The sequence below is a fragment of the Georgenia sp. Z2081 genome (assembly GCF_055326445.1).
The window spans coordinates 31,079-51,968 of the sequence record NZ_JBUZNK010000004.1 but is presented as its reverse complement, the minus strand read 5'-3'; the positions used below and the strand labels follow the sequence as shown (position 1 = coordinate 51,968).

The following is a 20,890-nucleotide window of genomic DNA, read 5'->3' as shown; positions in this document are numbered from 1 at the left end:
CCGCCGTTTCTCCTTCTCCACTGTTTCCTCTCCTCCCCTCCGCCCCGCGTCCGTCCGGTTCGTGCCGACCGGCTGTCAGGCCGACGCCGAGTCGAGCGCCGAACGGACGGTCTGCAGGAGCTCCTCCCACGACACCTCGAACTTCGACACGCCCTCGTCCTCGAGCTGGGCGGTGACCTCGTCGATGTCGATGCCCAGCGCGGCGAGCGACTCCAGGACCTGCTGGGCCTGGTCGGCTCGGCCGGAGACCGTGTCCCCGCGGATCTCGCCGTGCTCAGCGGTGGCGAGCAGGGTCTTCTCCGGCATCGTGTTGACGGTGTCGTCCGCGACGAGCTCCTCGACGTACATCGTGTCCCTGTACGCCTCGTCCTTCACGCCGGTCGACGCCCACAGCGGCCGCTGGACGTGGGCACCCGATGCGGCCAGCTCGGTGAACCGCGGAGAACCGAAGATCTCCTCGAACCGGGCGTAGGCCAGGCGGGCGTTGGCGATCGCCGTGGCGCCGCGCAGCGCGCTCGCCTCGGACGAGCCGAGCGCGTCGAGGCGCTTGTCCACCTCGGCGTCGACCCGGGAGACGAAGAACGAGGCGACCGAGCGGATGGTCGACAGGTCGATACCGTTGTCCTGGGCACGCTCGAGCCCGTCGAGGTAGGCGGTGGCGACGGCGCGGTAGCGGTCGAGGGAGAAGATGAGCGTGACGTTGACGCTGATGCCCTCGGCGATCGCGTCGGCGATCGCGGGCAGGCCCTCCTCGGTGGCGGGGATCTTGATCATGACGTTGGGCCGGTCGACGACCTGCCAGAGCGTCCGTGCCTCCGCGATCGTGGCTCCCGTGTCGCGCGCGAGGCGCGGGTCGACCTCGATCGAGACGCGGCCGTCCTTGCCGCCGGTCGCCTCGAAGACCGGGGCGAAGACGTCGCAGGCCGCGCGGACGTCGTCGGTCGTGATCGCGGTGACGGCCTGCTCGACGTCGCTGCCCGCACGTGCGAGCTCGGCCACCTGGGCGTCGTAGGCGGAGCCCTTCGACAGCGCACCGGCGAAGATCGTCGGGTTGGTCGTCACGCCGACGACGTTCCGGTCGTCGATGAGCTGCTGCAGCGAGCCGTCGTCGAGCCGCTCGCGGGAGAGGTCGTCGAGCCACACGGACACGCCGTGGGCGGAGAGCTCGGACAGGGGGCTGGTCTGATCGGTCATGCCGTCCTCCGGTGGTGGAAGTGCGACGGGCCGCGGCCGGCGTACCGTCCGCGGCCCGTCGAGGGTGTCACGTGGGTCGTCAGGCCGAGGCGGCCTCGATGGTCTCCTTCGCGGCAGCCACGACGGCGTCCGCCGTGATGCCGAGCTTCTCCATGACGACGTCGCCGGGCGCGGAGGCGCCGAAGCCCTCGATCGACACGGACCGTCCGGCGTCGCCGACGAGGTCGCGCCAGGGCATGGCCAGCCCGGCCTCGACGCTCACCCGGGCCCTGACGCCCGAGGGGAGGACCTCCTCGCGGTAGGCCTCGTCCTGGTCGGCGAACCACTCGACGCTGGGCAGGGACACGACGCGGGCGCCGATCCCGTCCTGCTGGAGCGTCTCGCGCGCCGCGAGCGCGTGCTGCACCTCGGAGCCGGTGGCGATCAGCAGGACGTCGATCGAACCGGTGGGCGAGTCGGCGAGCACGTAGCCGCCGCGCAGGGCGCCCTCGGCCGGGGCGAGACCCGTGTCCCCGCCGCGCTCCGGGTTGGGCAGGTTCTGGCGCGAGAGGATGAGGCCCACCGGGCGCTCGGTCCGCTCGAGGATGCCGCGCCACGCGACGGCGGTCTCCGCGGCGTCCGCCGGGCGGACGACGTCGAGGTCCGGGATCGCGCGCAGCGCGGTGAGCTGCTCGATCGGCTGGTGGGTGGGGCCGTCCTCGCCGACGCCGACCGAGTCGTGCGTCCACACGTAGATCGACGGCGTGCCCATGATGGCGGCGACGCGCACCGCGGCCCGCATGTAGTCGGAGAACACGAGGAACGTGCCGCCGTAGGGGCGCGTCACGCTGGAGGCGGAGATGCCGTTGAGGATCGAGCCCATGGCGTGCTCGCGGATGCCGAAGTGCAGCGTGCGGCCGTACTTGTTGCCCGGGAACTTCTTGGACGCGCGCTCCACGGGCAGGAACGACGGCTCGCCGTCCATCGTCGTGTTGTTCGAGCCGGCGAGGTCGGCCGAGCCGCCCCACAGCTCGGGCAGCACGGGCGCGAGGGCCGTGAGGACCTTGCCGGACGCGGACCGGGTCGAGACGGCCTTGCCGGCCTCGAACTCCGGGAGCGAGTCGGTCCAGCCGTCCGGGAGCTCCTTGGCGACGAGGCGGTCGAGCAGCGCGGCGCGCTCCGGGGCGGCCGTGCGCCACGCGTCGTAGGACTTCTGCCACTCGGCGCGCTCGGCGGCGGCGCGCTCGGCGGCCTGCGTGCGCGTGTGGTTGATGACCTCGTCCGCGACGGCGAAGTCCTCGGCCGGGTCGAACCCGAGGACCTCCTTGGTGGCGGCGACCTCGTCGGCGCCGAGCGCGGCGCCGTGGGCGGTGCCGGTGCCCTGGAGGGTCGGGGCGGGCCAGCCGATGACGGTCCTCAGCGCGATGAAGGACGGGCGCCCGGTCTCGGCCTTGGCGGCCTCGATGGCGGCGAGCAGCGCGTCGGCGTCCTCGGTGTAGCCCGTGCCGCCCTGGGTGAAGTCGACGACCTGGACGTGCCAGCCGTAGGCCTCGTAGCGGGCGACCGTGTCCTCGGAGAACGCGATCGAGGTGTCGTCCTCGATGGAGATCTTGTTGTCGTCCCAGAAGACGATGAGGTTGTCCAGGTTCTGCGTCCCGGCGAGCGAGCTGGCCTCGGAGGTCACGCCCTCCTGCATGTCGCCGTCGGAGGCGATGACGTAGACGTGGTGGTCGAACGGGGAGGTCCCGGGGGCGGCGTCCGGGTCGAAGATGCCGCGCTCGCGACGGGTGGCCATCGCCATGCCGACCGCGTTCGCGAGGCCCTGGCCCAGCGGGCCGGTGGTCACCTCGACGCCGTCGGTGTGGTGGTACTCCGGGTGACCGGGGGTCTTCGAGCCCCACTCGCGCAACGCCTGGAGGTCCTCGATCTCGAGGCCGAACCCGGCGAGGTAGAGCTGGACGTACTGGGTGAGCGAGGAGTGGCCCGCCGACAGGACGAACCGGTCGCGGCCGATCCAGCGGCTGTCGGCCGGGTCGTGGCGCAGGACCTTCTGGTACAGGAGGTAGGCGAGCGGCGCGAGTGCCATCGCCGTGCCGGGGTGCCCGTTGCCCCGCTTCTGCACGGCGTCCAGCGCGAGCAGGCGTGCGGTGTCCACCGCCTTGAGGTCGAGCTCGTCGAGCACCGGTGCGTGGTCGTTCACGTGTCCTCCAGTTCGTCGGGTGCGCCAGGGCGCTGCGGATCTTCTCCGAGCCTAGTCCGCGGCAAGGCGAGTGGCACGTGCCTCTCAGTACGGCCACGGAGCCCGGACGGTGCGCGGGTAGCATGGGCGGGACCTGCCTCCCGCGCGCCGCCCCGTTGCGCGCCCCGGGGAGGTGGGAACGGCGAGAGAGGTGGTGCGCGTGCACGAGCGCGACCTGGCGAGCCCGACCGAGGACACTGCTCACGAGCACGAGGTCGACGCGCGCGGATCCGGCCCGGCCGATGCTGCGGACGCGGGTGGCCGCGCCACGGGTGCCCACGGCGCGTCGTCCGACGCCGGCACGGGAGCCGCCGCGCACGGCGGCGCCGGCGCGGGCGGTCAGCACCCGGGCCCGCTGCACCCCGGACGTCGCCGGTCCCGGCTCGCCGCCTACGTCGCGCTGACGAAGCCGCGCATCATCGAGCTCCTGCTCGTCACCACGCTGCCGACGATGGTCCTGGCCGCCGACGGCTGGCCGGGCTGGTGGAAGGTCGTCGTCGCGCTCGTGGGCGGGACCGTCGCCGCCGGGTCGGCCAACGCCTTCAACATGGTCCTCGACCGGGACATCGACGCCCTGATGAACCGGACCCGGGAGCGCCCGCTGGTCACCGGCGAGATCCGGCCGCGCAACGCGCTGATCTTCGCGTTCGTCCTCGGCGTCGTGTCCGTTGCGTGGTTCGCCCTCCTGGCCAACCTCGTGGCCTCGGCGCTCACGCTCGCCGCCATCCTGCTCTACGTCGTCTTCTACACGATGATCCTCAAGCGCCGCACGAGCCAGAACATCGTGTGGGGCGGGGTCGCTGGCTGCATGCCGGTGGTCATCGGCTGGTCCGTCGTCACGGGCTCGCTCGACTGGCCGGCGCTGCTGCTGTTCCTCATCGTCTTCTTCTGGACCCCGCCGCACTACTGGCCGCTGTCGATGAAGTTCACCAAGGACTACCAGCGGGCGGGCGTGCCGATGCTCGGCGCCGTGGCCGGGGCGCCCACGGTGGCGACCCACGGACTCGTCTACGCCGTCCTCACCGTCGCCACGTCGCTCGCGCTCGTCCCGGTGGCCGGCATGGGCTGGTTCTACACGGTCGCCGCGGTGGTCTCCGGCGGCTGGTTCCTGCTGCAGTGCGTGCAGCTCGTGCGCCTGTCGGGGGACCCGCGCCGGGGCCGCAAGCATGCGATGACGGTCTTCCACGGATCGATCACCTACCTGTCGGTCCTGTTCCTCGCCGTCGCGATCGACCCGTTCGTCCCGTGACCCGGGCGGGCCGAGCGGCCACCGCCCGGGCTCTCGCCACCGGCGTCGTCCGGGCGCCCCACCCGTGAGCCCGGACGGCCTGGCGGCCGCGCTCGAGCAGTACCTGGCGCACGTCGCCGTCGAGCGCGGGCTGTCCGCCCACACCGTCGCCGCCTACCGCCGCGACCTCTCCCGGTACGCGGAGCACCTGCGCACCCTCGGTCGGCGCGACCTCGCGGGCGTCACCGTCGACGACGTCGCCGGCTTCGCCGCCGCGCTCGCGGACGGCTCCGACGGGGGCCGGCCGCTCGCCGCCTCCTCCGCCGCCCGGGCCGTCACCGCGGCCCGGGGCTGGCACCGCTTCGCCCTCGCGGAGGGACTGGTCCCCGACGACGTCTCCGCCCGCGTGCGTCCGCCCGCCCAGGGACGCCGCCTGCCCAAGGCCGTGCCGGTGGCGGACGTCGAGGCGCTCATCGCCGCCGCCGCGGCGGCCGAGGAGCCGCTCGGCGTGCGCGACGCCGCCCTGGTGGAGGTCCTCTACGGCACCGGCGCGCGCATCTCGGAGGCCGTGGGCCTCGCGATCGACGACGTGGACGTGGCCGAGCGCGCCGTCCGGCTGTTCGGCAAGGGGCGCAAGGAGCGCGTCGTCCCCCTGGGCGGGCCCGCGGCCGACGCCGTCGGCGCGTACCTCGTCCGCGGGCGTCCCGCGCTCGCGGCGCGCGGGCGGGGCAACGCGAGCCTGTTCCTCAACACGCTCGGCCGGCCGTTGTCGCGCCAGAGCGCATGGGGCGTGCTGCGGGCCGCGGGGGAGCGCGCCGGGCTCCAGGTCGACCACCTCTCGCCGCACACGCTGCGCCACTCGTTCGCCACCCACCTCCTCGCCGGCGGTGCGGACGTCCGCGTGGTCCAGGAGCTGCTGGGGCACGCGAGCGTGACGACCACCCAGATCTACACGCAGGTCACCGTCCAGGCGCTGCGCGAGGTCTACGCGACGAGCCACCCCCGCGCGCGGCGCGGCGGACGGGCTGGCACGCGGGACGTGAAGTGAGCCACGATGGGGCCATCGACGTCGACCCCTCGGAGGAGACCATGGCCGCGCACGTCCCGGACACGCCCGCCTGGCGGGCGCTGGCCGCCCACCACGCCGAGATCGGCGAGACGCACCTGCGGGAGCTCTTCGCGGAGGACCCCGCGCGGGGGACGAGCCTCGCCGCCCAGGTCGGCGACCTCTACGTCGACTACTCGAAGAACCGCGTGACGGCCCGCACGCTGGAGCTGCTCCGGGACCTGGCCGACGAGGTGGACCTCGCCGGGCGTACGGCCGCCATGTTCGCCGGCGAGCACATCAACACCACCGAGGACCGCGCGGTCCTGCACACGGCGCTGCGCCTGCCGCGCGACGCGGAGCTCGTCGTCGACGGCCAGGACGTCGTCGCCGACGTCCACGAGGTGCTGGACCGCATGGCGGCCTTCGCCGACCAGGTGCGGTCGGGGGAGTGGACCGGGTACACGGGCAAGGCCATCACCACCGTCGTCAACATCGGCATCGGCGGCTCGGACCTCGGCCCCGCGATGGCTCAGCGCGCGCTGTCCGCCTACGCCGACCCGCGGATCGACGTGCGGTTCGTCTCCAACATCGACGGCGACGACCTCAGCGCCGTGCTCCAGGGCATCGACCCCGAGGAGACGCTCGTCGTCGTCGCGTCGAAGACCTTCGGCACGATCGAGACCCTGACGAACGCACGGTCGGCGCGTTCGTGGCTCGTCGACGTGCTCGGGGACGAGGCCGCCGTGGCGAAGCACTTCGTCGCGGTCTCCACCAACGCCGAGAAGGTCGCCGAGTTCGGTATCGACACCGAGAACATGTTCGGGTTCTGGGACTGGGTCGGCGGCCGCTACTCGTTCACCTCCGCGGTGGGCCTGGCACTGATGATCTCGATCGGGCCCGACGCCTACCGGGACATGCTCGCGGGCTTCCACACGGTCGACGAGCACTTCCGCACCGCGCCGTTCGAGCGGAACGTGCCCGCCCTGCTCGCGATGATCAAGGTGTGGAACCGGAACCTCCTGGGCGCCTCGACGAGTGCGGTCCTGCCCTACGCCCAGGACCTGGGCCGGTTCGCCGCCTACCTGCAGCAGCTGGACATGGAGTCCAACGGCAAGCGCGTGACCCGCGACGGCGAGCCGGTGTCGACCGACACCGGGCCGGTCGTCTGGGGCGAGCCCGGCACGAACGGCCAGCACGCCTTCTACCAGCTCATCCACCAGGGCACCGAGCTGATCCCCGCGGACATGATCGGGTTCGTGCGACCCGCGCACGAAGAGGTCGAGCTCCATCACGACCTGCTCACCGCGAACCTCCTCGCGCAGTCCGAGGCCCTCGCCTTCGGCAAGACAGCCGAGGAGGTGCGGGCCGACGACGTGCCCGAGGAGCTCGTCGCGCACAAGACGTTCCCGGGAAACCGGCCGACGACGACGATCCTCGCCCCGCGCCTCACCCCGTCGGTGCTCGGCCAGCTCGTCGCGCTGTACGAGCACGAGGTGTTCGTCCAGGGCGTCGTCTGGGGCATCAACTCCTTCGACCAGTGGGGCGTCGAGCTGGGCAAGGTCCTCGCGACCCGCATCGCCTCCGAGCTGACCGCCGACGAGGCGCCGGCGGCCGACGCCCACGACTCCTCGACCTCCGAGCTCATCCGCCGCTACCGGACAGCGCGCCGGGGCTGACCGGTGGGTATCTCGACGAGGGCACCGGCGGGCGGGCCGCCACGGTGACGGCCGAGCGCGACCGTCTCGTCGAGAGGCTCCGCGCGCTCCTGGTCGGGGAGCCCACGACGCTCGAGAAGCGGATGTTCGGCGGCGTGGCATTCATGGTGCGCGAGCAGATGGTGGTCTCCGCGTCCGGCGACGGGTCGCTGCTGGTCCGTGTCGACCGTGCGGCGGACCCGGGCCTGGTCGACCTCGCCGGCGCGAGCCGGGCCGAGATGGGCGAGGGCCGGAGCATGGGCCCGGGGTGGATCCGGGTCGACGCCTCGGCGATCGACGACGAGGACGGGCTGACCCGCTGGCTCGGCCACGCCATGGAGCGCAACCGGTCGGTGGCCGGCGGCTGAACGGCCGTCGCTCCCCGGGCCCGACACCTCGACTAACCTTGAGCCGATGAGCAACGAGCAGCCGACCCTGGACGCCGCCGGCACCGAGCCGGCCGCGCCGATCTCCTGGGGCGACGAGGACTTCCCGGCGCCGGACCCGTTGCCGAGCCACGGACCCGCCCGGGTCATCGCCATGTGCAACCAGAAGGGCGGGGTCGGCAAGACGACGACGACGATCAACCTCGGTGCCGCGCTCGCCGAGTACGGCCGGCGCGTGCTCATCGTCGACTTCGACCCGCAGGGCGCGGCCTCCGCGGGACTCGGGATCAACGCCAACGAGATCGAGCGCACCGTCTACCAGCTCATCATGGAGCGCCGGCCCGACGTGCGGTCGGCGATCCTCACCAGCCCGGTCGCCAACCTCGACGTCCTGCCCGCGAACATCGACCTCTCCGCGGCGGAGGTCCAGCTGGTCGGCGAGGTCGCGCGCGAGCAGGCGCTCGCCCGGGTGCTCGCGCCGGTGCTCGACGACTACGACGTCATCATCATCGACTGCCAGCCCTCACTGGGGCTGCTCACGGTCAACGCGCTCACGGCGGCCCACGGGGTGCTCATCCCGCTCGAGGCCGAGTTCTTCGCGCTGCGCGGCGTCGCCCTGCTGGTGGAGACCATCGAGAAGGTCACCGACCGGCTCAACCCGCGGCTGCGGATCGACGGGATCCTCGCCACGATGGTCGACCTGCGGACCCTGCACTCGCGCGAGGTCCTCGACCGCGTGCGGGAGGCCTTCGGCGACAAGGTGTTCCGCACCGTCATCTCGCGCACGGTGAAGTTCCCGGACGCCTCGGTCGCCGCGGAGCCCATCACCAGCTACGCACCCACGCACCCGGGGGCGGACGCCTACCGGCGCCTCGCCCGCGAGCTCGTCGCCCGCGGCGATGCAGCCTGACACGGACGTGACCGGGGCGGCTCCGGGGCTAGCCGCGGACGAGGTCGCGCCCCCCGGGGACGGCGGCTTCTCGGTGGTCCTGGACAACTTCTCCGGGCCGTTCGACCTGCTGCTCTCGCTCATCTCCAAGCATCGGCTCGACGTCACCGAGGTCGCGCTCGCGACCGTGACCGACGAGTTCATCTCCTACCTCGCGGCCGCCGACGTCTGGGACCTCGACGAGGCGAGCGAGTTCGTCGTCGTCGCCGCCACGCTGCTCGACCTCAAGGCGGCCCGGCTCCTGCCGCGCGGTGAGGTCGAGGACGCGGAGGACCTCGCTCTGCTGGAGGCCCGCGACCTGCTCTTCGCCCGCCTGCTCCAGTACCGGGCCTACAAGTCCGTCTCCGAGGACCTCGCCGAGGCGTGGGAGCGCGGCGCGCGGTCCTGGCCGAGGTCGGCGCCGCTCGAGCCGCACCTGGCCGCGCTCCTGCCCGAGCTCGTCTGGTCGACCGGTCCGCACGACCTCGCGCGGCTCGCCGCGCACGCGGAGACCGGCCGGCCGGCGCCGCCCGGCGTCGGCGTCGACCATCTGCACGACCCGCTGGTGCCCGTGCCGGGACAGGCCGCGATCCTCGTCGACCGGCTGCGCGAGCGCCGGACGCTGACCTTCCGGCAGCTCGTCGCCGACGTCCCCACCACGGGGCACGTGGTCTCCCGCTTCCTCGCGCTGCTCGAGCTCTTCCGCCAGGGCGCCGTCGCGTTCGAGCAGGCCGAGGCCCTCGCCGAGCTCAGCGTTCGCTGGACCGGCCCCGATCAGGGCGACGTCGTCGTCGGGGACCCCACCGACCTCGCCGAGCCCGAGCCCGGGCAGGACGCAGGCCCCCACGTCGCGGACACCACCGCCGAAGACGTTGCCGACGTCGACGACGATGCAGCCGACGACGGCCCGCACGACACCAGGAGCGAGACGTGAGCCCCGAGCCCACCGGCGACGCAGCGCCGACCGACGACACGGCGCCCAACGGCCCGGCGGTGCAGGACACGCTCGACGAGGTCCACGCCCGCCCCGGGGCGGACGAGCTGCACGCCGCGATCGAGGGCGTCCTCATGATCGTCGACGACCCCGTGCCAGCACTCGACCTCGCCGGTGTCCTCGGCGTCCCGACGGACCTGGTCACCGAGGCGCTCGGCGAGCTCGCGGCCGAGTACCGCGGCGAGCGCGGGGGCCGGCGCCGTGGCTTCGAGCTTCGCGAGGTCGGTGGCGGCTGGCGGATCTACTCCTCGCCGTCTGTGGCCGACGTCGTCGGGCGGTTCGTCGTCGACGGACAGACCGCGCGGCTCACCCAGGCCTCGCTGGAGACGCTCGCCGTCATCGCCTACCGCCAGCCCGTCACGCGCGGGAGGGTGGCGGCCGTGCGCGGCGTCAACGTCGACGGCGTCGTCCGCACGCTGCTCGCGCGCGGGCTGGTCGAGGAGGCCGGCGTCGCGGAGGAGGGCGGAGCCATGACCTTCCGCACGACCACGACCTTCCTCGAGCGGATGGGGCTGAGCTCGCTCGACGAGCTGCCGCCGCTCGCCCCCTACCTGCCCGATCTGGACGCCGACCTCGGCGTCGACCCGACCCAGGGAGCGACATGACCGATCCGCACACGCCCGAGGGCGTCCGCCTCCAGAAGGTCCTCGCCGGCGCCGGCGTGGCCTCCCGTCGCGCCTCGGAGGAGCTCATCGCCGCCGGCCGGGTGAGCGTGGACGGCACGGTCGTCCGCGAGCTCGGCACCCGCGTGGACCCCGCGACCGCGGTCATCCACGTCGACGGCTCGCGCGTCCAGCTCGACGACACGCTGCTCACCCTCGCCCTCAACAAGCCGCGCGGGGTGGTCTCCACGATGGACGACCCCGACGGCCGCGCGTCGCTCGCGCAGTACGTCGAGGGCCGGACCGAGCGCCTGTTCCACGTGGGCCGGCTCGACGCCGACTCCGAGGGACTCATCCTGCTGAGCAACGACGGCGAGCTCGCGCACCGGCTCACCCACCCCTCCTACGAGGTACCGAAGACCTACCTCGCCACCGTCGAGGGCCGTATCGCCAAGGCGGTCTCCGGGCAGCTGCGCGAGGGCCTCGAGCTCGAGGACGGCTTCGTCCGGCCCACCGAGGTGACCATCAAGGACACGGCGCCCGACGCGACCCTGGTCGAGGTCGTCCTGCACGAGGGCCGCAACCACATCGTGCGCCGCATGTTCGAGCAGGTCGGCCACCCCGTGACCCGGCTCCTGCGCACGCGCATCGGCTCGATCGCGCTCGGCGACCTGCGACCGGGCCGCACACGGGTCATCGCGGGACCCGAGCTCGGCTCACTCATGGCGTCGGTGGGGATGTAGCGACCCCGGCACGGAGAGGACGGCGCAGGGCGGAAAGTCGCGTCTTGCGAAAGTATCTTACCGAGTTAGTATTGTCGGGTGCTCTCCGAACCGGTCCGGCGGATCGTCCACTCCTTCCACGACCACGCCTCGATGGACCCCGACGGCGGGCTCCTCGACCTGGACGGGCTGAGCGAGACCGACCTCGCCGAGATCGGCCAGGTGATGCGGGCGCTGCAGGCGTGGAAGGGCGAGGAGGCGCGGCAGGCCAAGGCCTCCAGCGACTACATGGCGCTGTCCGAGCGGGACATGCAGGCTCTGCGTCTCATCATGGGCGGCGCCCGCATCGGTGCCGTGGTCACGCCCGCGATGGTGGCCGAGTACCTGGGTCTGACCAGTGCCGCGGTGACGAAGCTGCTGGACAGGCTCCAGTCCGGCGGCCACGTCGTCCGCGCCCCGCACCCGACCGACCGCCGAGGGGTCGTGCTGACCGTCACCCCGCACACGCGGCAGAGTGCGCGCGGGCACGTCGGGGTGCAGCATGCCCGCAGGTTCGCCGCGGCAGCACGTCTGAGCTCGGTCGAGCGACGCGCGGTCACGCACTTCCTCCTGGACCTCGCCGGCCGGCTGGACGACGACCCGGGCGACGGCCCTGACGGTGCTCGTCCTGCGGTCACGGGCTCGGACGGGGGCCGGGCATGACGCAGATCGCGCAGCGTGCACGCACCGTAGACCGGGACGAGGCGCGCGTCGACGCGCGGCTCCGAGCGGTCACGCGCGAGCTGCGGACGCGCGGCGTCGGCCACCACCACGCCTTCGGCGACATGGTCGACCACCTCGCCGATCTCGTGCTCGGCGGCAAACGGCTGCGCTCGCTGCTGGTGATGTCTGCGTGGCGCACCATGTCCGACAGCGACCTGAACCTCGGGCCCGCGCTCGACGTCGCCTGCGCGTTCGAGCTCCTGCACAACGCGCTGCTCGCCCACGACGACGTCATCGACAACGACGACCGCCGTCGGGGCCAGCCGAACGTCGCGGGACGCGCCACGGCAGACGTCGTCGACCGGGGCGCGACCGCCGGAGGCGCCGTCGGTTTCGGCGTGGCCTCGGGCATCATCGCCGGTGACCTCCTCCTCAGCTCCGCGCACCGCCTCGTCTCCTCCTGCGACGCCCCCGGCGATGTCCGGCTCGAGCTTGTCCAGGTCATCGACGACGCGGTCGTCGCCGCAGCCGCCGGCGAGCACGCCGATGCCTGGTTCGGCCTCGGCCTCGAGGAGTCGGACTGGTCGCGCGTGCTGCGCACCATCGAGCTCAAGACGGCCCGCTACTCCTTCCAGGCCCCGTTGAGGGCGGCGTCGATCCTCGCCGGTGCGGACGACGCCGTCCGTGCAGCCCTGGACGAGATCGGTCGCCGCCTCGGCGTCGTCTACCAGCTGCGCGACGACGTGCTCGGCGTGTTCGGTCGGCCGGACGTCACAGGGAAGTCGGCCCAGGGCGACCTGCGCGAGGGCAAGCAGACCCTTCTCGTGGCGTTCGCCCGGACCACGCCCGACTGGGCGCGGGTCAGCCACCTGTTCGGCTCCCCGGCGCTGACCGACGCCGGTGCCGAGCAGCTCCGGACCGTGATCCGGGACTGTGGGGCGCTCGAGCGGGTCGAGCGCACCATCGACGCCGAGAGCGACGCGGTCCGGGCGATCGTCGCCGGAGCCGGCTTCGTCGACGAGCTCGACGAGCTCCTCCTCGACGTCCTCGACCGCAGCGCGGAGCGTGCGGCGTGAGCGCGTCCGCCGCGCTCGAGCGCTACGACCGCGCCTCGGCGAAGGTGTCCCGGCTTGTGCTGCGCGAGTACTCGACGTCGTTCGGCCTGGCCAGCGCGCTCCTGGCGCGCGAGATGCGACCGCACATCGCGAACATCTACGGGCTCGTCCGGGTCGCCGACGAGATCGTGGACGGTCCCGCCCACGCCGCCGGCCTGGACGTCGCGGCGCGGGGCGAGGTGCTCGACCGCCTCGAGGACGAGCTCCGCAGCGCACGCGCGGTGGGCTACAGCGCCAACCCGGTCGTGCACAGCTTCGTCGCCACCGCCCGGCGGTTCGGTATCGGCGAGGACCTCACCGCGGCCTTCTTCGCGTCCATGCGCGCCGACCTCACGACGGTGACCTACACGCAGGAGATGCTCGACGCCTACGTCTACGGTTCCGCGGAGGTCGTCGGCCTCATGTGTCTTGAGGTCTTCCTCGGTGACGACGAGGTCTCTCCGGCCCGGCGCGCCCGCCTCGAGCACGGCGCGCGCAGGCTCGGCGCCGCCTTCCAGAAGGTCAACTTCCTGCGCGACCTCGCCGAGGACCACGACGAGCTGGGCCGCACCTACTTCCCGGGGACGTCGGACGGCGTCCTCGGCGACGAGCGCAAGGGCGAGATCACCACGTCGATCCGCCGGGACCTCGACGTGGCCCGCGACTCGCTGCCCGACCTGCCGTCGGGTGCGCGTCCCGCGGTGACCGCGGCCCTGCGCCTCTTCGCCGAGCTCAACCGCCGGATCGAGCGGGTGCCGGCCTCGGTCGTCGCCCGGCGGCGGGTACGCGTGCCCGCCGCGGTCAAGGCATGCATCGTCGCCGGTGCGGTCCGTACGGGGAGGCGGTCGGTATGAGCGGGAGTCGTCCGCAGTCTCACCCGCGTCCGGAGTCGCACGGACGTCGGGCGTCGCAGGCAGCGTCGGGTCGGCCGTTGACGGTGGCCGTGGTGGGCGGCGGCGTCGCCGGGCTCGCGTCCGCCGCGCTGCTCGCGCGCGACGGGCACGAGGTCACGCTGCTCGAACGGCACGACTCGCTCGGCGGCCGCGCCGGCCGGTGGGAGCGGGACGGGTTCGTCTTCGACACCGGTCCGTCCTGGTACCTCATGCCGGAGGTGTTCGAGCACTTCTTCCGGCTCCTCGGCACGACGACGGCCGAGCAGTACGACCTCGTGCGCCTCGACCCCGCCTACCGCGTGGTCTACGAGCCCGCGCCCGGCAGACCCGCCGACCAGCTCCTCCTCCGCTCGGACCTCGGGGCGACCGTCGCCACGTTCGAACGCCTCGAGCCCGGGTCCGGCGAACGCGTGGCGCGCTACCTCCGCTCGGCCGCGCGGACGTACGCCACGGCCATGGAGACCTTCCTCTACAACCCCTTCACGGACGCCCGGACGCTGCTGTCGTGGCCCGTGCTCGGGCGCCTTCCCGGGCTCCTGCGCCTGCTCTCCACGTCGATGCACCGCCATGCCGGTCGCGTCGTCAGCGACACCCGGCTGCACCGCGTGCTGGACTACCCCGCGGTGCTTCTCGGGACGTCGCCGTTCGCCGCCCCGGCGATGTACCACCTGATGAGCCACCTCGATCTCGACGTCGGCGTGTTCCACCCGCGCGGGGGCTTCTCCGCCGTCGTCTCCTCGATCGAGCGCCTCGCCCGGGCGCACGGCGTCACCGTGGTCACCGGCGCGGAGGTCACGGGCATCGACACGCACGCGGGTCGTGCGACGGGCGTGCGCTGGCGGGGCGGAGGAGCCGGCGGCTCCGACGACGCCGCTGACGCGTCCGCCCCCCACGGCGGCACCGCAGGCGACCCGGCAGCCGGTGGCCCGGGCGAGCGACGCCTGGCCGCGGACCTCGTCGTGACCACCGCCGATCTGCACCACACGGAGACCGCGCTGCTCGGCCCGGGGGCTGGGGACCGTTCGCGTCGACACTGGGAGCGGCTCGACCCGGGCCCGAGCGCCGTCCTCGTCATGCTCGGAGTGACCGGCGCGCTTCCGGGGCTCGAGCACCACACCCTCCTGCTCGCCGAGGAGTGGCGGGCGAGCTTCGCCCAGATCTTCGGCCCGCACGCGCGGGTCCCCGACCCCCCGTCCCTGTACGTCTGCCGACCGAGCGCCACCGATCCGGCCGTCGCTCCCGACGGCCACGAGAACCTCTTCGTCCTCGTGCCGGTGCCCGCGCGGACGACCATCGGCTCGGGCGGCATCGACGGGGACGGTGACGAGGGGGTCGAACGGGTCGCCGACATCGCGATCGAGCAGATCGCGCGCTGGCTCGGCATCCCCGACCTGGCGGAGCGGGTGGTGGTGCGCCGCACCGTGGGCCCCCGGGACTTCGAGCGCGACTTCTCCTCCTACCGCGGCAGCGCGCTCGGCCCTGCCCACACGCTCCGGCAGAGCGCCTTCCTCCGCGGGCGCACCGCCTCCCGGCGGGTGGCCGGACTGGTCTCCGCGGGGGCGACGACGATTCCCGGCATCGGGGTGCCGATGTGCCTCATCAGCGCCGAGCTCGTCCTCAAGCACGTGCGCGACGATCGCACGGCCGGCCCGCTGGCCGAGCCCCCGCACGCCCGGGGGAGCGGCACGGGTGCCTCGTCCGGCGCGGCGGCCTCCGCCGGGGACGACGGCGCCCCCGAGGCGCGGGAGGCCGCGGCCACCGGGGCGGGCGGTGCCCGATGAGCTGGGCCTACCTCACGGCGCTGCTGGTCTCGACGGCCGGCATGGCGACGATCGACGCCCGTCACCGGCTCTTCCTGTGGCGGGCCCCGCGCCGGGCGCTGCTCGTCGTCCTCGTGGGCACCGCCTACTTCCTCGCGTGGGACGCCGCCGGCATCGTCACCGGCCTGTTCCGCCACCTCGACTCCCGGTTCGCCACCGGCCTCCTGCTGGCCCCACACATGCCCGTCGAGGAGATCGTCTTCCTCGTCTTCCTGTCCTACCTCACCATGGTGCTGCTCATGGCCGCGGGGCGCGCCCTCGGGCGGACGCAGCGACCGGGGCCGGGCACGGCGACACCGGCGCGTCCTGGCACGCCGGGCCGATCCGGCGGAGCGGAGGCCCAGGGCCGGACGGGCGGCGGTCGCACATGACCTACCTCGTGCTCTGCGCGATCTTCCTCCCGCTCGCGGCGCTGGTCCTCGCTGCGGGCCTCGCCCGTTCCGGACGTGCCCGGGCAGTCCTGCGGACCTGGTGGCTCCCGGCGGTCGTCACCGCGGTGCTTCTTGCCGTGCTCACCGCGACGTTCGACAACCTCATGATCGCGGCCGGGCTGTTCGAGTACGACTGGGACGGCCTGACCGGGGTGCGCGTGGGACGGGTCCCGGTGGAGGACTTCGCCTACCCCCTCGGCGCGCTGATCCTGCTGCCGGGCGTCTGGCTGCTGCTCGCCCCGCGGGGCGGGTCGGGGGACGACACCGAGGAGGACCAATGAGCGGACCGAACGGACCGAGCGGACCGAGCGTCCGGCGGGCCACCGCGACCGCAGCGGCGCGCCGCCCCCTCGGCGCCGCGCTGCTCCTCGCGTCCCGGCCGGTGAGCTGGATCAACACGGCGTACCCCTTCGCCGCCGCCTACCTCCTCACCGGCGGGCACGTCGATGCCGCGCTCGTCGTCGGGACGCTGTTCTTCCTCGTTCCCTACAACCTCGCCATGTACGGGATCAACGACGTCTTCGACCACGCCTCCGACCTCCTCAACCCGCGCAAGGGGGGCGCGGAGGGCGCGCTGCTCGCACCGGACCAGCACCGAGCGGTGCTGGTCGCCGTGGTCGTCGCCGTCGTGCCGTTCGTCGTCGTGCTCGTGGCCATGGGCGACCCGGTGTCCTGGCTGGTGCTGGGGCTGAGCCTGTGTGCCGTCGTCGCCTACTCGGCTCCCGGGCTGCGACTCAAGGAGGTCCCGTTCCTCGACTCGGCAACCTCCAGCGCACACTTCACCACCCCCGCGCTGTACGGCGCGGTCCTCACTGGCCAGGCGATCTCGCCCGCCCTTGCCCTCGTGCTCGTGGCGTTCTTCCTGTGGGGGATGGCGAGCCACGCGTTCGGTGCCGTGCAGGACGTCGTGCCCGACCGGGCCGGCGGGCTGTCGTCCGTCGCCACGGTGCTCGGCGCCCGGTGGACGGTCCGCCTCGCGATGCTGCTCTGGGCGGCGGCCGGGCTGCTCATGCTGGCCGTGCCGTGGCCCGGCCCCCTCGGAGCGCTGATCGCGGTGCCCTACCTCGTGACCGCGCTGCCGTACGTCACGGTCGCCGACGCCGACTCCCCGCGCACGAACCGGGGCTGGAAGCACTTCCTCGTCATCAACTACGCCTGCGGGTTCGTCGCCACGATGATCCTCATCCACGCCGCGAGGACAGGAGTCTGACCATGGTGACGATCCCACCGCGCACCGTGCGCAGGGCCGAGCGTCCCCGCACCGTGCTCGTCACCGGTGCCACCGGCTACATCGGTGGACGCCTGGTGCCCGAGCTGCTCGAGGCGGGACACGCCGTCCGGGCGCTCGTCCGCACCCCGGACAAGCTGCGGGACGTCCCCTGGGCCGGGGACGTCGACGTCCGGCAGGGTGACCTGTTGAGCGAGTCGTCCCTGGACGAGGTGATGGACGGGGTCGAGGTCGCGTTCTACCTCGTCCACGGACTGTCCGCGAGCCGGGACTTCGAGGTGGACGAGCTGCGTGCCGCTCGGGCGTTCGTCCGCGCGGCCGAGGCGGCGGGCGTGGAGCGCATCGTGTATCTGGGCGGCCTGCACCCGCGCGACGAGCAGCTCACCGTGCACCTGCGCTCCCGGGTGGCTGTCGGTGAGGTCTTCCTCGGCAGCTCGGTGCCGGCGATCGTGCTCCAGGCCGGCACCGTCATCGGCTCCGGCTCGGCCTCGTTCGAGATGGTGCGCCACCTCGCCGACGTGCTGCCGCTCATGCCGGCGCCGAGGTGGGTGCGCAACCGGGTCCAGCCGATCGCCGTCCGTGACGTGCTGCACTACCTCGTCGAGGCCGCCTCGGCGAAGGGCGACATCGACCGGGCGTTCGACATCGGTGGCCCGGACGCGTTGACCTACGCGGAGATGCTCAACGGGTTCGCGCGCGAGAGAGGACTGCCGCGGCGGACGATCATCGCCCTGCCGGTACTCACGCCCTGGTTGGCCTCGCAGTGGATCAACCTCGTCACACCGATCCCGCGTGACCTCGCGGTGCCGATCGTCGGATCGCTGCGCCACTCGTGCGTCGTCACCGAGCGCGACATCGACGCCCTGATCCCGCCGCCGGCCGAGGGGCTGGTGCCCTACCGCCGGGCGGTCCGCCTCGCCCTGGCTCGGACGAACGAGCGCAACGTGCCGACCAGCTGGCGCGGCTCGACACCGGCGGGCGCCCCGAGCGATCCGTTGCCCACCGACCCGGACTGGGCCGGACAGCGGGTGCTCACCGACGACCGGGCACGCGCCACCTGCGCCTCGCCACGCACGCTGTGGTCCTTCGTGGAGGGCATCGGCGGGGAGAACGGGTGGTACTCGTTCCCCCTCGCCTGGGCGGTGCGCGGCGTGCTCGACAAGCTCGTGGGCGGGGCGGGCCTGCGCCGGGGTCGGCGCGACACGGTCCACCTGCACGTCGGCGATGCGCTGGACTTCTGGCGGGTCGAGGCGCTCGAGCCGGAGCGGCTGCTCCGGCTGCGCGCCGAGATGCGGATGCCGGGCCGGGCGTGGCTCGAGCTGGGGATCGAACCGGGCCCGGACGGCGAGGGTGCCGTCTACCGTCAGCGCGCCGTCTACCTTCCGCGCGGGCTCACGGGCCGCCTGTACTGGCTGCTCCTCCAGCCCTTCCACGCGGTGATCTTCGGGGGGATGACGGAGCGGATCACGGCAGCCGCGGAGGCCGCCGAGGCCGACGCCCTCCTGGCGACCGCCGGAGCGAGCGACGCCGACGCCCGGTCCGACGACGTCGACGAGCAGGTGGGTGGCTGATGCGGCTCTGGTCCCTGCATCCGCGCTACCTCGACCGGCAGGGTCTGACGGCCGCCTGGCGCGAGGCGCTGCTCGCGCAGTCCGTCGTCATCAAGGGCGGCGGAGGGTACGCGAACCATCCCCAGGTCGAGCGCTTCCGTTCGCAGGCCGACCCCCTGGCCGCCCTGGGCGAGTACCTCGCCGGTATCGCCGACGAGGCACATGCCCGCGGGTACCGGTTCGACGCCGCGAAGATCCGCACCCCGCCCGGTGACGCGTCCGGTCCGCCAGCCATGACCGTGACGACCGGACAGCTCGCGCTCGAGTGGCAGCACCTGCTCGGAAAGCTTCAGCGGCGCAGCCCCGACGTCCACGCCCGCCTCGCCGGCGTCGAGCACCCTGATCCGCACCCGTCGCTCGTCGAGGTGCCCGGGCCGGTGGCGACGTGGGAGCGGCAGAGCACCAACGACGAGAGGACATCGCATGGCACACCCCGCACAGGGATCGCACCGCAGGCCTGAGTCGGACACCCGTCCCACGGGCGCCGACCGCGTCCGCCACGTGGTCGTCTCCGTGAGCGCGGTCCTGGCGATCCTCGGCGCCATGGTCGGCTCCGGCGCGCTCGGCGGCGAGTCGATGCCCGAGGCCGCAGGTGGGGCGTTCGCCGCCGACGCCACCCACGTGGCCCCCGCGGGACCGGCGTTCTCGATCTGGTCGGTGATCTACATCGGACTGGTGGCCTACGCGGTGTGGCAGTGGCTGCCGGCCCCGGCGGCCGCCGAACGGCACCGGCGGGTGGGCTTCTGGATCGCCGCGTCGATGCTGCTCAACGCCGTATGGCTCCTCGTCGTGCAGGCGGCGCTCCTCTGGCTGAGCCTTGCCGTCATGGCGGTGCTCCTCGTCGTCCTCGTCATCGTTCTCGTCGAGCTGCGGAGCCGTCCGTCCACCGGCGTCGTCGACACGATCGTCACGGACGGAACCGCGGGGCTCTACCTCGGGTGGATCGTCGTGGCCACGGTCGCGAACGTGGCTGCCGTGCTCGCGGAGGCCGGCTTGCGCGAGTCGGTGAGCAGCCCCGGCTCGTGGGCGGTCGCCGTGCTCGCCGTCGCCGGACTGGTCGGTTCCGCGCTCGCCCTGTGGAGCCGCGGGCGTCTCGCCCCGAGCGTGGCCATCTGCTGGGGGCTCGCCTGGGTCGGCGTCGCCCGACTGACCGGCGATCTGCTCTCCGGGCCTGCCGCCTACGCGGCGATCGCCGCGGCGGCCGTGGTCGCGATCGTGACGGTGTCGGCACGCCTGCGTCGTGCGCGGACGACCGTGGAGAGCTGACGTCGCGCCGGCCGCGTGCGACACCGGTACCGTGCAGTGGCATGGCTCACCTGCTGCGACTCGACTCCTCCGCCCGGCCCGACGGCTCCGTCTCCCGCGAGATCACCGGCGCGTTCGCCGACGCCTGGGCGTCCGTGCCCGGGGCGACCGTCCGGTGGCGCAACCTGCACGCCGACCCGCTGCCGCACCTGCCGCACGCCGACCTGCACTGCGCGCCACCGCTGCGCCCGAGGGGCGCGACGATCAGCCATCGCGTCGAGCAGCACCAGCTGCAGGTCGTCGGCGAGCTCCTCGCCGCCGACGTCCTGCTCGTGGGAGCGCCGCTGTACAACTACTCGCTGCCCTCCACGCTCAAGGCCTGGCTCGACCACGTCCACGTGCTCGGCATGACGGCGCCGTTCCTCGAGCACCAGACCCAGCCGCTCGCCGGCCGGCCTGCGATCGTCGTCTCCAGCCGCGGGGCCGTGTACGACGACGCCGACGGACCGGAGGACCACGGCCGCCCGGTGCTGCAGGCCGTGCTCGGGGACGCGATGGGCATGCAGCTGACCTTCCTCGGAGCCGACGCCACGCTCGCCGACCTCGTGCCGGCGATGGCTCCCTTGCGGCAGCGCGCGCAGGAGGAGCGAGCCGCCGCCCTGCAGGCGGCCCGGGCGATGGGGGAGGAGCTCGCGCGCGAGGCGGCCGGGACCGGTACGGACGAGCCGGACGTCTGACCACCTGGCACGGGCGATGCCGGTGCCGCCCGGTCGCCCGCCAGCTACGTCGAGTTGATCTCGGCACGTGATCCGGGAGTGCCGTATCGGGCACACCGCGTGCACGTCCCCGCCTG

At 73.4% G+C, this 20,890-nt stretch carries 21 protein-coding genes; 19 read left to right on the top strand and 2 right to left on the bottom strand.

The genetic code is table 11. From position 1 onward, the window contains the following. Positions 1-75: 75 nt before the first annotated feature. Complete coding sequence (gene tal / locus ACZLKG_RS07295; RefSeq protein WP_425709864.1) at positions 76-1,194, bottom strand: transaldolase; 1,119 nt, start codon at positions 1,192-1,194, stop codon at positions 76-78. A 79-nt stretch (positions 1,195-1,273) separates the two neighbouring features. Beyond that, positions 1,274-3,373 carry a transketolase gene (tkt, locus tag ACZLKG_RS07290; RefSeq protein ID WP_463648360.1) on the bottom strand — a complete coding sequence of 700 codons (2,100 nt, stop codon included), beginning with the start codon at positions 3,371-3,373 and terminating at the stop codon, positions 1,274-1,276. Positions 3,374-3,767: 394 nt separating this feature from the next. Between tkt and ACZLKG_RS07285 the strand changes: the two genes are divergently transcribed. The 19 genes from ACZLKG_RS07285 (at position 3,768) to ACZLKG_RS07195 (ending at position 20,774) form a co-directional block, all read left to right on the top strand. Next, entirely contained in the window at positions 3,768-4,661 is an 894-nt protein-coding gene (locus ACZLKG_RS07285) for a heme o synthase (RefSeq protein ID WP_463648471.1), read from the top strand. 64 nt (positions 4,662-4,725) lie between these two features. Then, positions 4,726-5,688: a site-specific tyrosine recombinase XerD gene (locus ACZLKG_RS07280; RefSeq protein ID WP_463648359.1), complete on the top strand. Its 963-nt coding sequence runs from the start codon at positions 4,726-4,728 to the stop codon at positions 5,686-5,688. Between the two features lie 41 nt (positions 5,689-5,729). Continuing rightward, the gene (gene pgi / locus ACZLKG_RS07275) at positions 5,730-7,364 is read left to right on the top strand and encodes a glucose-6-phosphate isomerase (RefSeq protein WP_463648470.1); all 1,635 of its coding nucleotides are present in this window, start codon (positions 5,730-5,732) and stop codon (positions 7,362-7,364) included. Positions 7,365-7,408: 44 nt separating this feature from the next. After that, complete coding sequence (locus ACZLKG_RS07270) at positions 7,409-7,750, top strand: TfoX/Sxy family protein (RefSeq protein WP_463648358.1); 342 nt, start codon at positions 7,409-7,411, stop codon at positions 7,748-7,750. 46 nt (positions 7,751-7,796) lie between these two features. Next, a complete protein-coding gene (locus ACZLKG_RS07265; RefSeq protein ID WP_425709868.1) occupies positions 7,797-8,678 on the top strand; it encodes a ParA family protein in 882 nt (293 codons plus the stop codon). A 7-nt stretch (positions 8,679-8,685) separates the two neighbouring features. Next, positions 8,686-9,630 carry a segregation and condensation protein A gene (locus tag ACZLKG_RS07260; RefSeq protein ID WP_463648357.1) on the top strand — a complete coding sequence of 315 codons (945 nt, stop codon included), beginning with the start codon at positions 8,686-8,688 and terminating at the stop codon, positions 9,628-9,630. Further along, the gene (scpB, locus tag ACZLKG_RS07255; RefSeq protein ID WP_463648356.1) at positions 9,627-10,295 is read left to right on the top strand and encodes an SMC-Scp complex subunit ScpB; all 669 of its coding nucleotides are present in this window, start codon (positions 9,627-9,629) and stop codon (positions 10,293-10,295) included. Before ACZLKG_RS07260 ends, scpB begins: the two co-directional genes overlap by 4 nt. Continuing rightward, positions 10,292-11,035 (top strand): pseudouridine synthase, encoded by a 744-nt coding sequence (locus ACZLKG_RS07250; RefSeq protein ID WP_463648355.1) that lies wholly within the window; start codon positions 10,292-10,294, stop codon positions 11,033-11,035. The genes scpB and ACZLKG_RS07250 overlap by 4 nt, the downstream gene beginning before the upstream one ends. Positions 11,036-11,113: 78 nt before the next feature. Then, positions 11,114-11,716, top strand: coding sequence for a MarR family winged helix-turn-helix transcriptional regulator (locus ACZLKG_RS07245; RefSeq protein WP_463648354.1), 603 nt, complete (start codon positions 11,114-11,116; stop codon positions 11,714-11,716). Beyond that, positions 11,713-12,792, top strand: coding sequence for a polyprenyl synthetase family protein (locus ACZLKG_RS07240; RefSeq protein WP_463648353.1), 1,080 nt, complete (start codon positions 11,713-11,715; stop codon positions 12,790-12,792). Before ACZLKG_RS07245 ends, ACZLKG_RS07240 begins: the two co-directional genes overlap by 4 nt. Next, positions 12,789-13,664: a phytoene/squalene synthase family protein gene (locus ACZLKG_RS07235; protein WP_463648352.1), complete on the top strand. Its 876-nt coding sequence runs from the start codon at positions 12,789-12,791 to the stop codon at positions 13,662-13,664. Before ACZLKG_RS07240 ends, ACZLKG_RS07235 begins: the two co-directional genes overlap by 4 nt. Then, positions 13,661-15,484, top strand: coding sequence for a phytoene desaturase family protein (gene crtI / locus ACZLKG_RS07230; RefSeq protein ID WP_463648351.1), 1,824 nt, complete (start codon positions 13,661-13,663; stop codon positions 15,482-15,484). The genes ACZLKG_RS07235 and crtI overlap by 4 nt, the downstream gene beginning before the upstream one ends. Next, the gene (locus tag ACZLKG_RS07225) at positions 15,481-15,894 is read left to right on the top strand and encodes a lycopene cyclase domain-containing protein (RefSeq protein WP_463648350.1); all 414 of its coding nucleotides are present in this window, start codon (positions 15,481-15,483) and stop codon (positions 15,892-15,894) included. Before crtI ends, ACZLKG_RS07225 begins: the two co-directional genes overlap by 4 nt. Continuing rightward, positions 15,891-16,235 (top strand): lycopene cyclase domain-containing protein, encoded by a 345-nt coding sequence (locus ACZLKG_RS07220; protein WP_463648349.1) that lies wholly within the window; start codon positions 15,891-15,893, stop codon positions 16,233-16,235. The genes ACZLKG_RS07225 and ACZLKG_RS07220 overlap by 4 nt, the downstream gene beginning before the upstream one ends. Continuing rightward, a complete protein-coding gene (locus ACZLKG_RS07215; RefSeq protein WP_463648348.1) occupies positions 16,232-17,164 on the top strand; it encodes a prenyltransferase in 933 nt (310 codons plus the stop codon). Before ACZLKG_RS07220 ends, ACZLKG_RS07215 begins: the two co-directional genes overlap by 4 nt. Before the next feature lie 2 nt (positions 17,165-17,166). Further along, the gene (locus tag ACZLKG_RS07210; RefSeq protein ID WP_463648347.1) at positions 17,167-18,753 is read left to right on the top strand and encodes an SDR family oxidoreductase; all 1,587 of its coding nucleotides are present in this window, start codon (positions 17,167-17,169) and stop codon (positions 18,751-18,753) included. After that, complete coding sequence (locus ACZLKG_RS07205; RefSeq protein WP_425709880.1) at positions 18,753-19,253, top strand: pyrimidine dimer DNA glycosylase/endonuclease V; 501 nt, start codon at positions 18,753-18,755, stop codon at positions 19,251-19,253. The genes ACZLKG_RS07210 and ACZLKG_RS07205 overlap by 1 nt, the downstream gene beginning before the upstream one ends. After that, complete coding sequence (locus ACZLKG_RS07200) at positions 19,216-20,058, top strand: tryptophan-rich sensory protein (protein ID WP_463648346.1); 843 nt, start codon at positions 19,216-19,218, stop codon at positions 20,056-20,058. The genes ACZLKG_RS07205 and ACZLKG_RS07200 overlap by 38 nt, the downstream gene beginning before the upstream one ends. A gap of 41 nt (positions 20,059-20,099) precedes the next feature. Next, positions 20,100-20,774: an FMN-dependent NADH-azoreductase gene (locus tag ACZLKG_RS07195; RefSeq protein WP_425709882.1), complete on the top strand. Its 675-nt coding sequence runs from the start codon at positions 20,100-20,102 to the stop codon at positions 20,772-20,774. The last annotated feature ends 116 nt before the right edge of the window (positions 20,775-20,890 follow it).

Bases quoted from the DNA above. Each gene is read 5' to 3' on its own strand.
- ACZLKG_RS07265 (WP_425709868.1), top strand. From the start codon at position 7,797: ATGAGCAACGAGCAGCCGACCCTGGACGCCGCCGGCACCGAGCCGGCC.
- ACZLKG_RS07225 (WP_463648350.1), top strand. From the start codon at position 15,481: ATGAGCTGGGCCTACCTCACGGCGCTGCTGGTCTCGACGGCCGGCATG.
- ACZLKG_RS07205 (WP_425709880.1), top strand. From the start codon at position 18,753: ATGCGGCTCTGGTCCCTGCATCCGCGCTACCTCGACCGGCAGGGTCTG.
- ACZLKG_RS07195 (WP_425709882.1), top strand. From the start codon at position 20,100: ATGGCTCACCTGCTGCGACTCGACTCCTCCGCCCGGCCCGACGGCTCC.
- ACZLKG_RS07210 (WP_463648347.1), top strand. From the start codon at position 17,167: ATGGTGACGATCCCACCGCGCACCGTGCGCAGGGCCGAGCGTCCCCGC.
- tal (WP_425709864.1), bottom strand. From the start codon at position 1,194: ATGACCGATCAGACCAGCCCCCTGTCCGAGCTCTCCGCCCACGGCGTG.
- ACZLKG_RS07220 (WP_463648349.1), top strand. From the start codon at position 15,891: ATGACCTACCTCGTGCTCTGCGCGATCTTCCTCCCGCTCGCGGCGCTG.
- ACZLKG_RS07240 (WP_463648353.1), top strand. From the start codon at position 11,713: ATGACGCAGATCGCGCAGCGTGCACGCACCGTAGACCGGGACGAGGCG.
- crtI (WP_463648351.1), top strand. From the start codon at position 13,661: ATGAGCGGGAGTCGTCCGCAGTCTCACCCGCGTCCGGAGTCGCACGGA.
- ACZLKG_RS07250 (WP_463648355.1), top strand. From the start codon at position 10,292: ATGACCGATCCGCACACGCCCGAGGGCGTCCGCCTCCAGAAGGTCCTC.
- pgi (WP_463648470.1), top strand. From the start codon at position 5,730: ATGGCCGCGCACGTCCCGGACACGCCCGCCTGGCGGGCGCTGGCCGCC.
- ACZLKG_RS07215 (WP_463648348.1), top strand. From the start codon at position 16,232: ATGAGCGGACCGAACGGACCGAGCGGACCGAGCGTCCGGCGGGCCACC.
- ACZLKG_RS07200 (WP_463648346.1), top strand. From the start codon at position 19,216: ATGGCACACCCCGCACAGGGATCGCACCGCAGGCCTGAGTCGGACACC.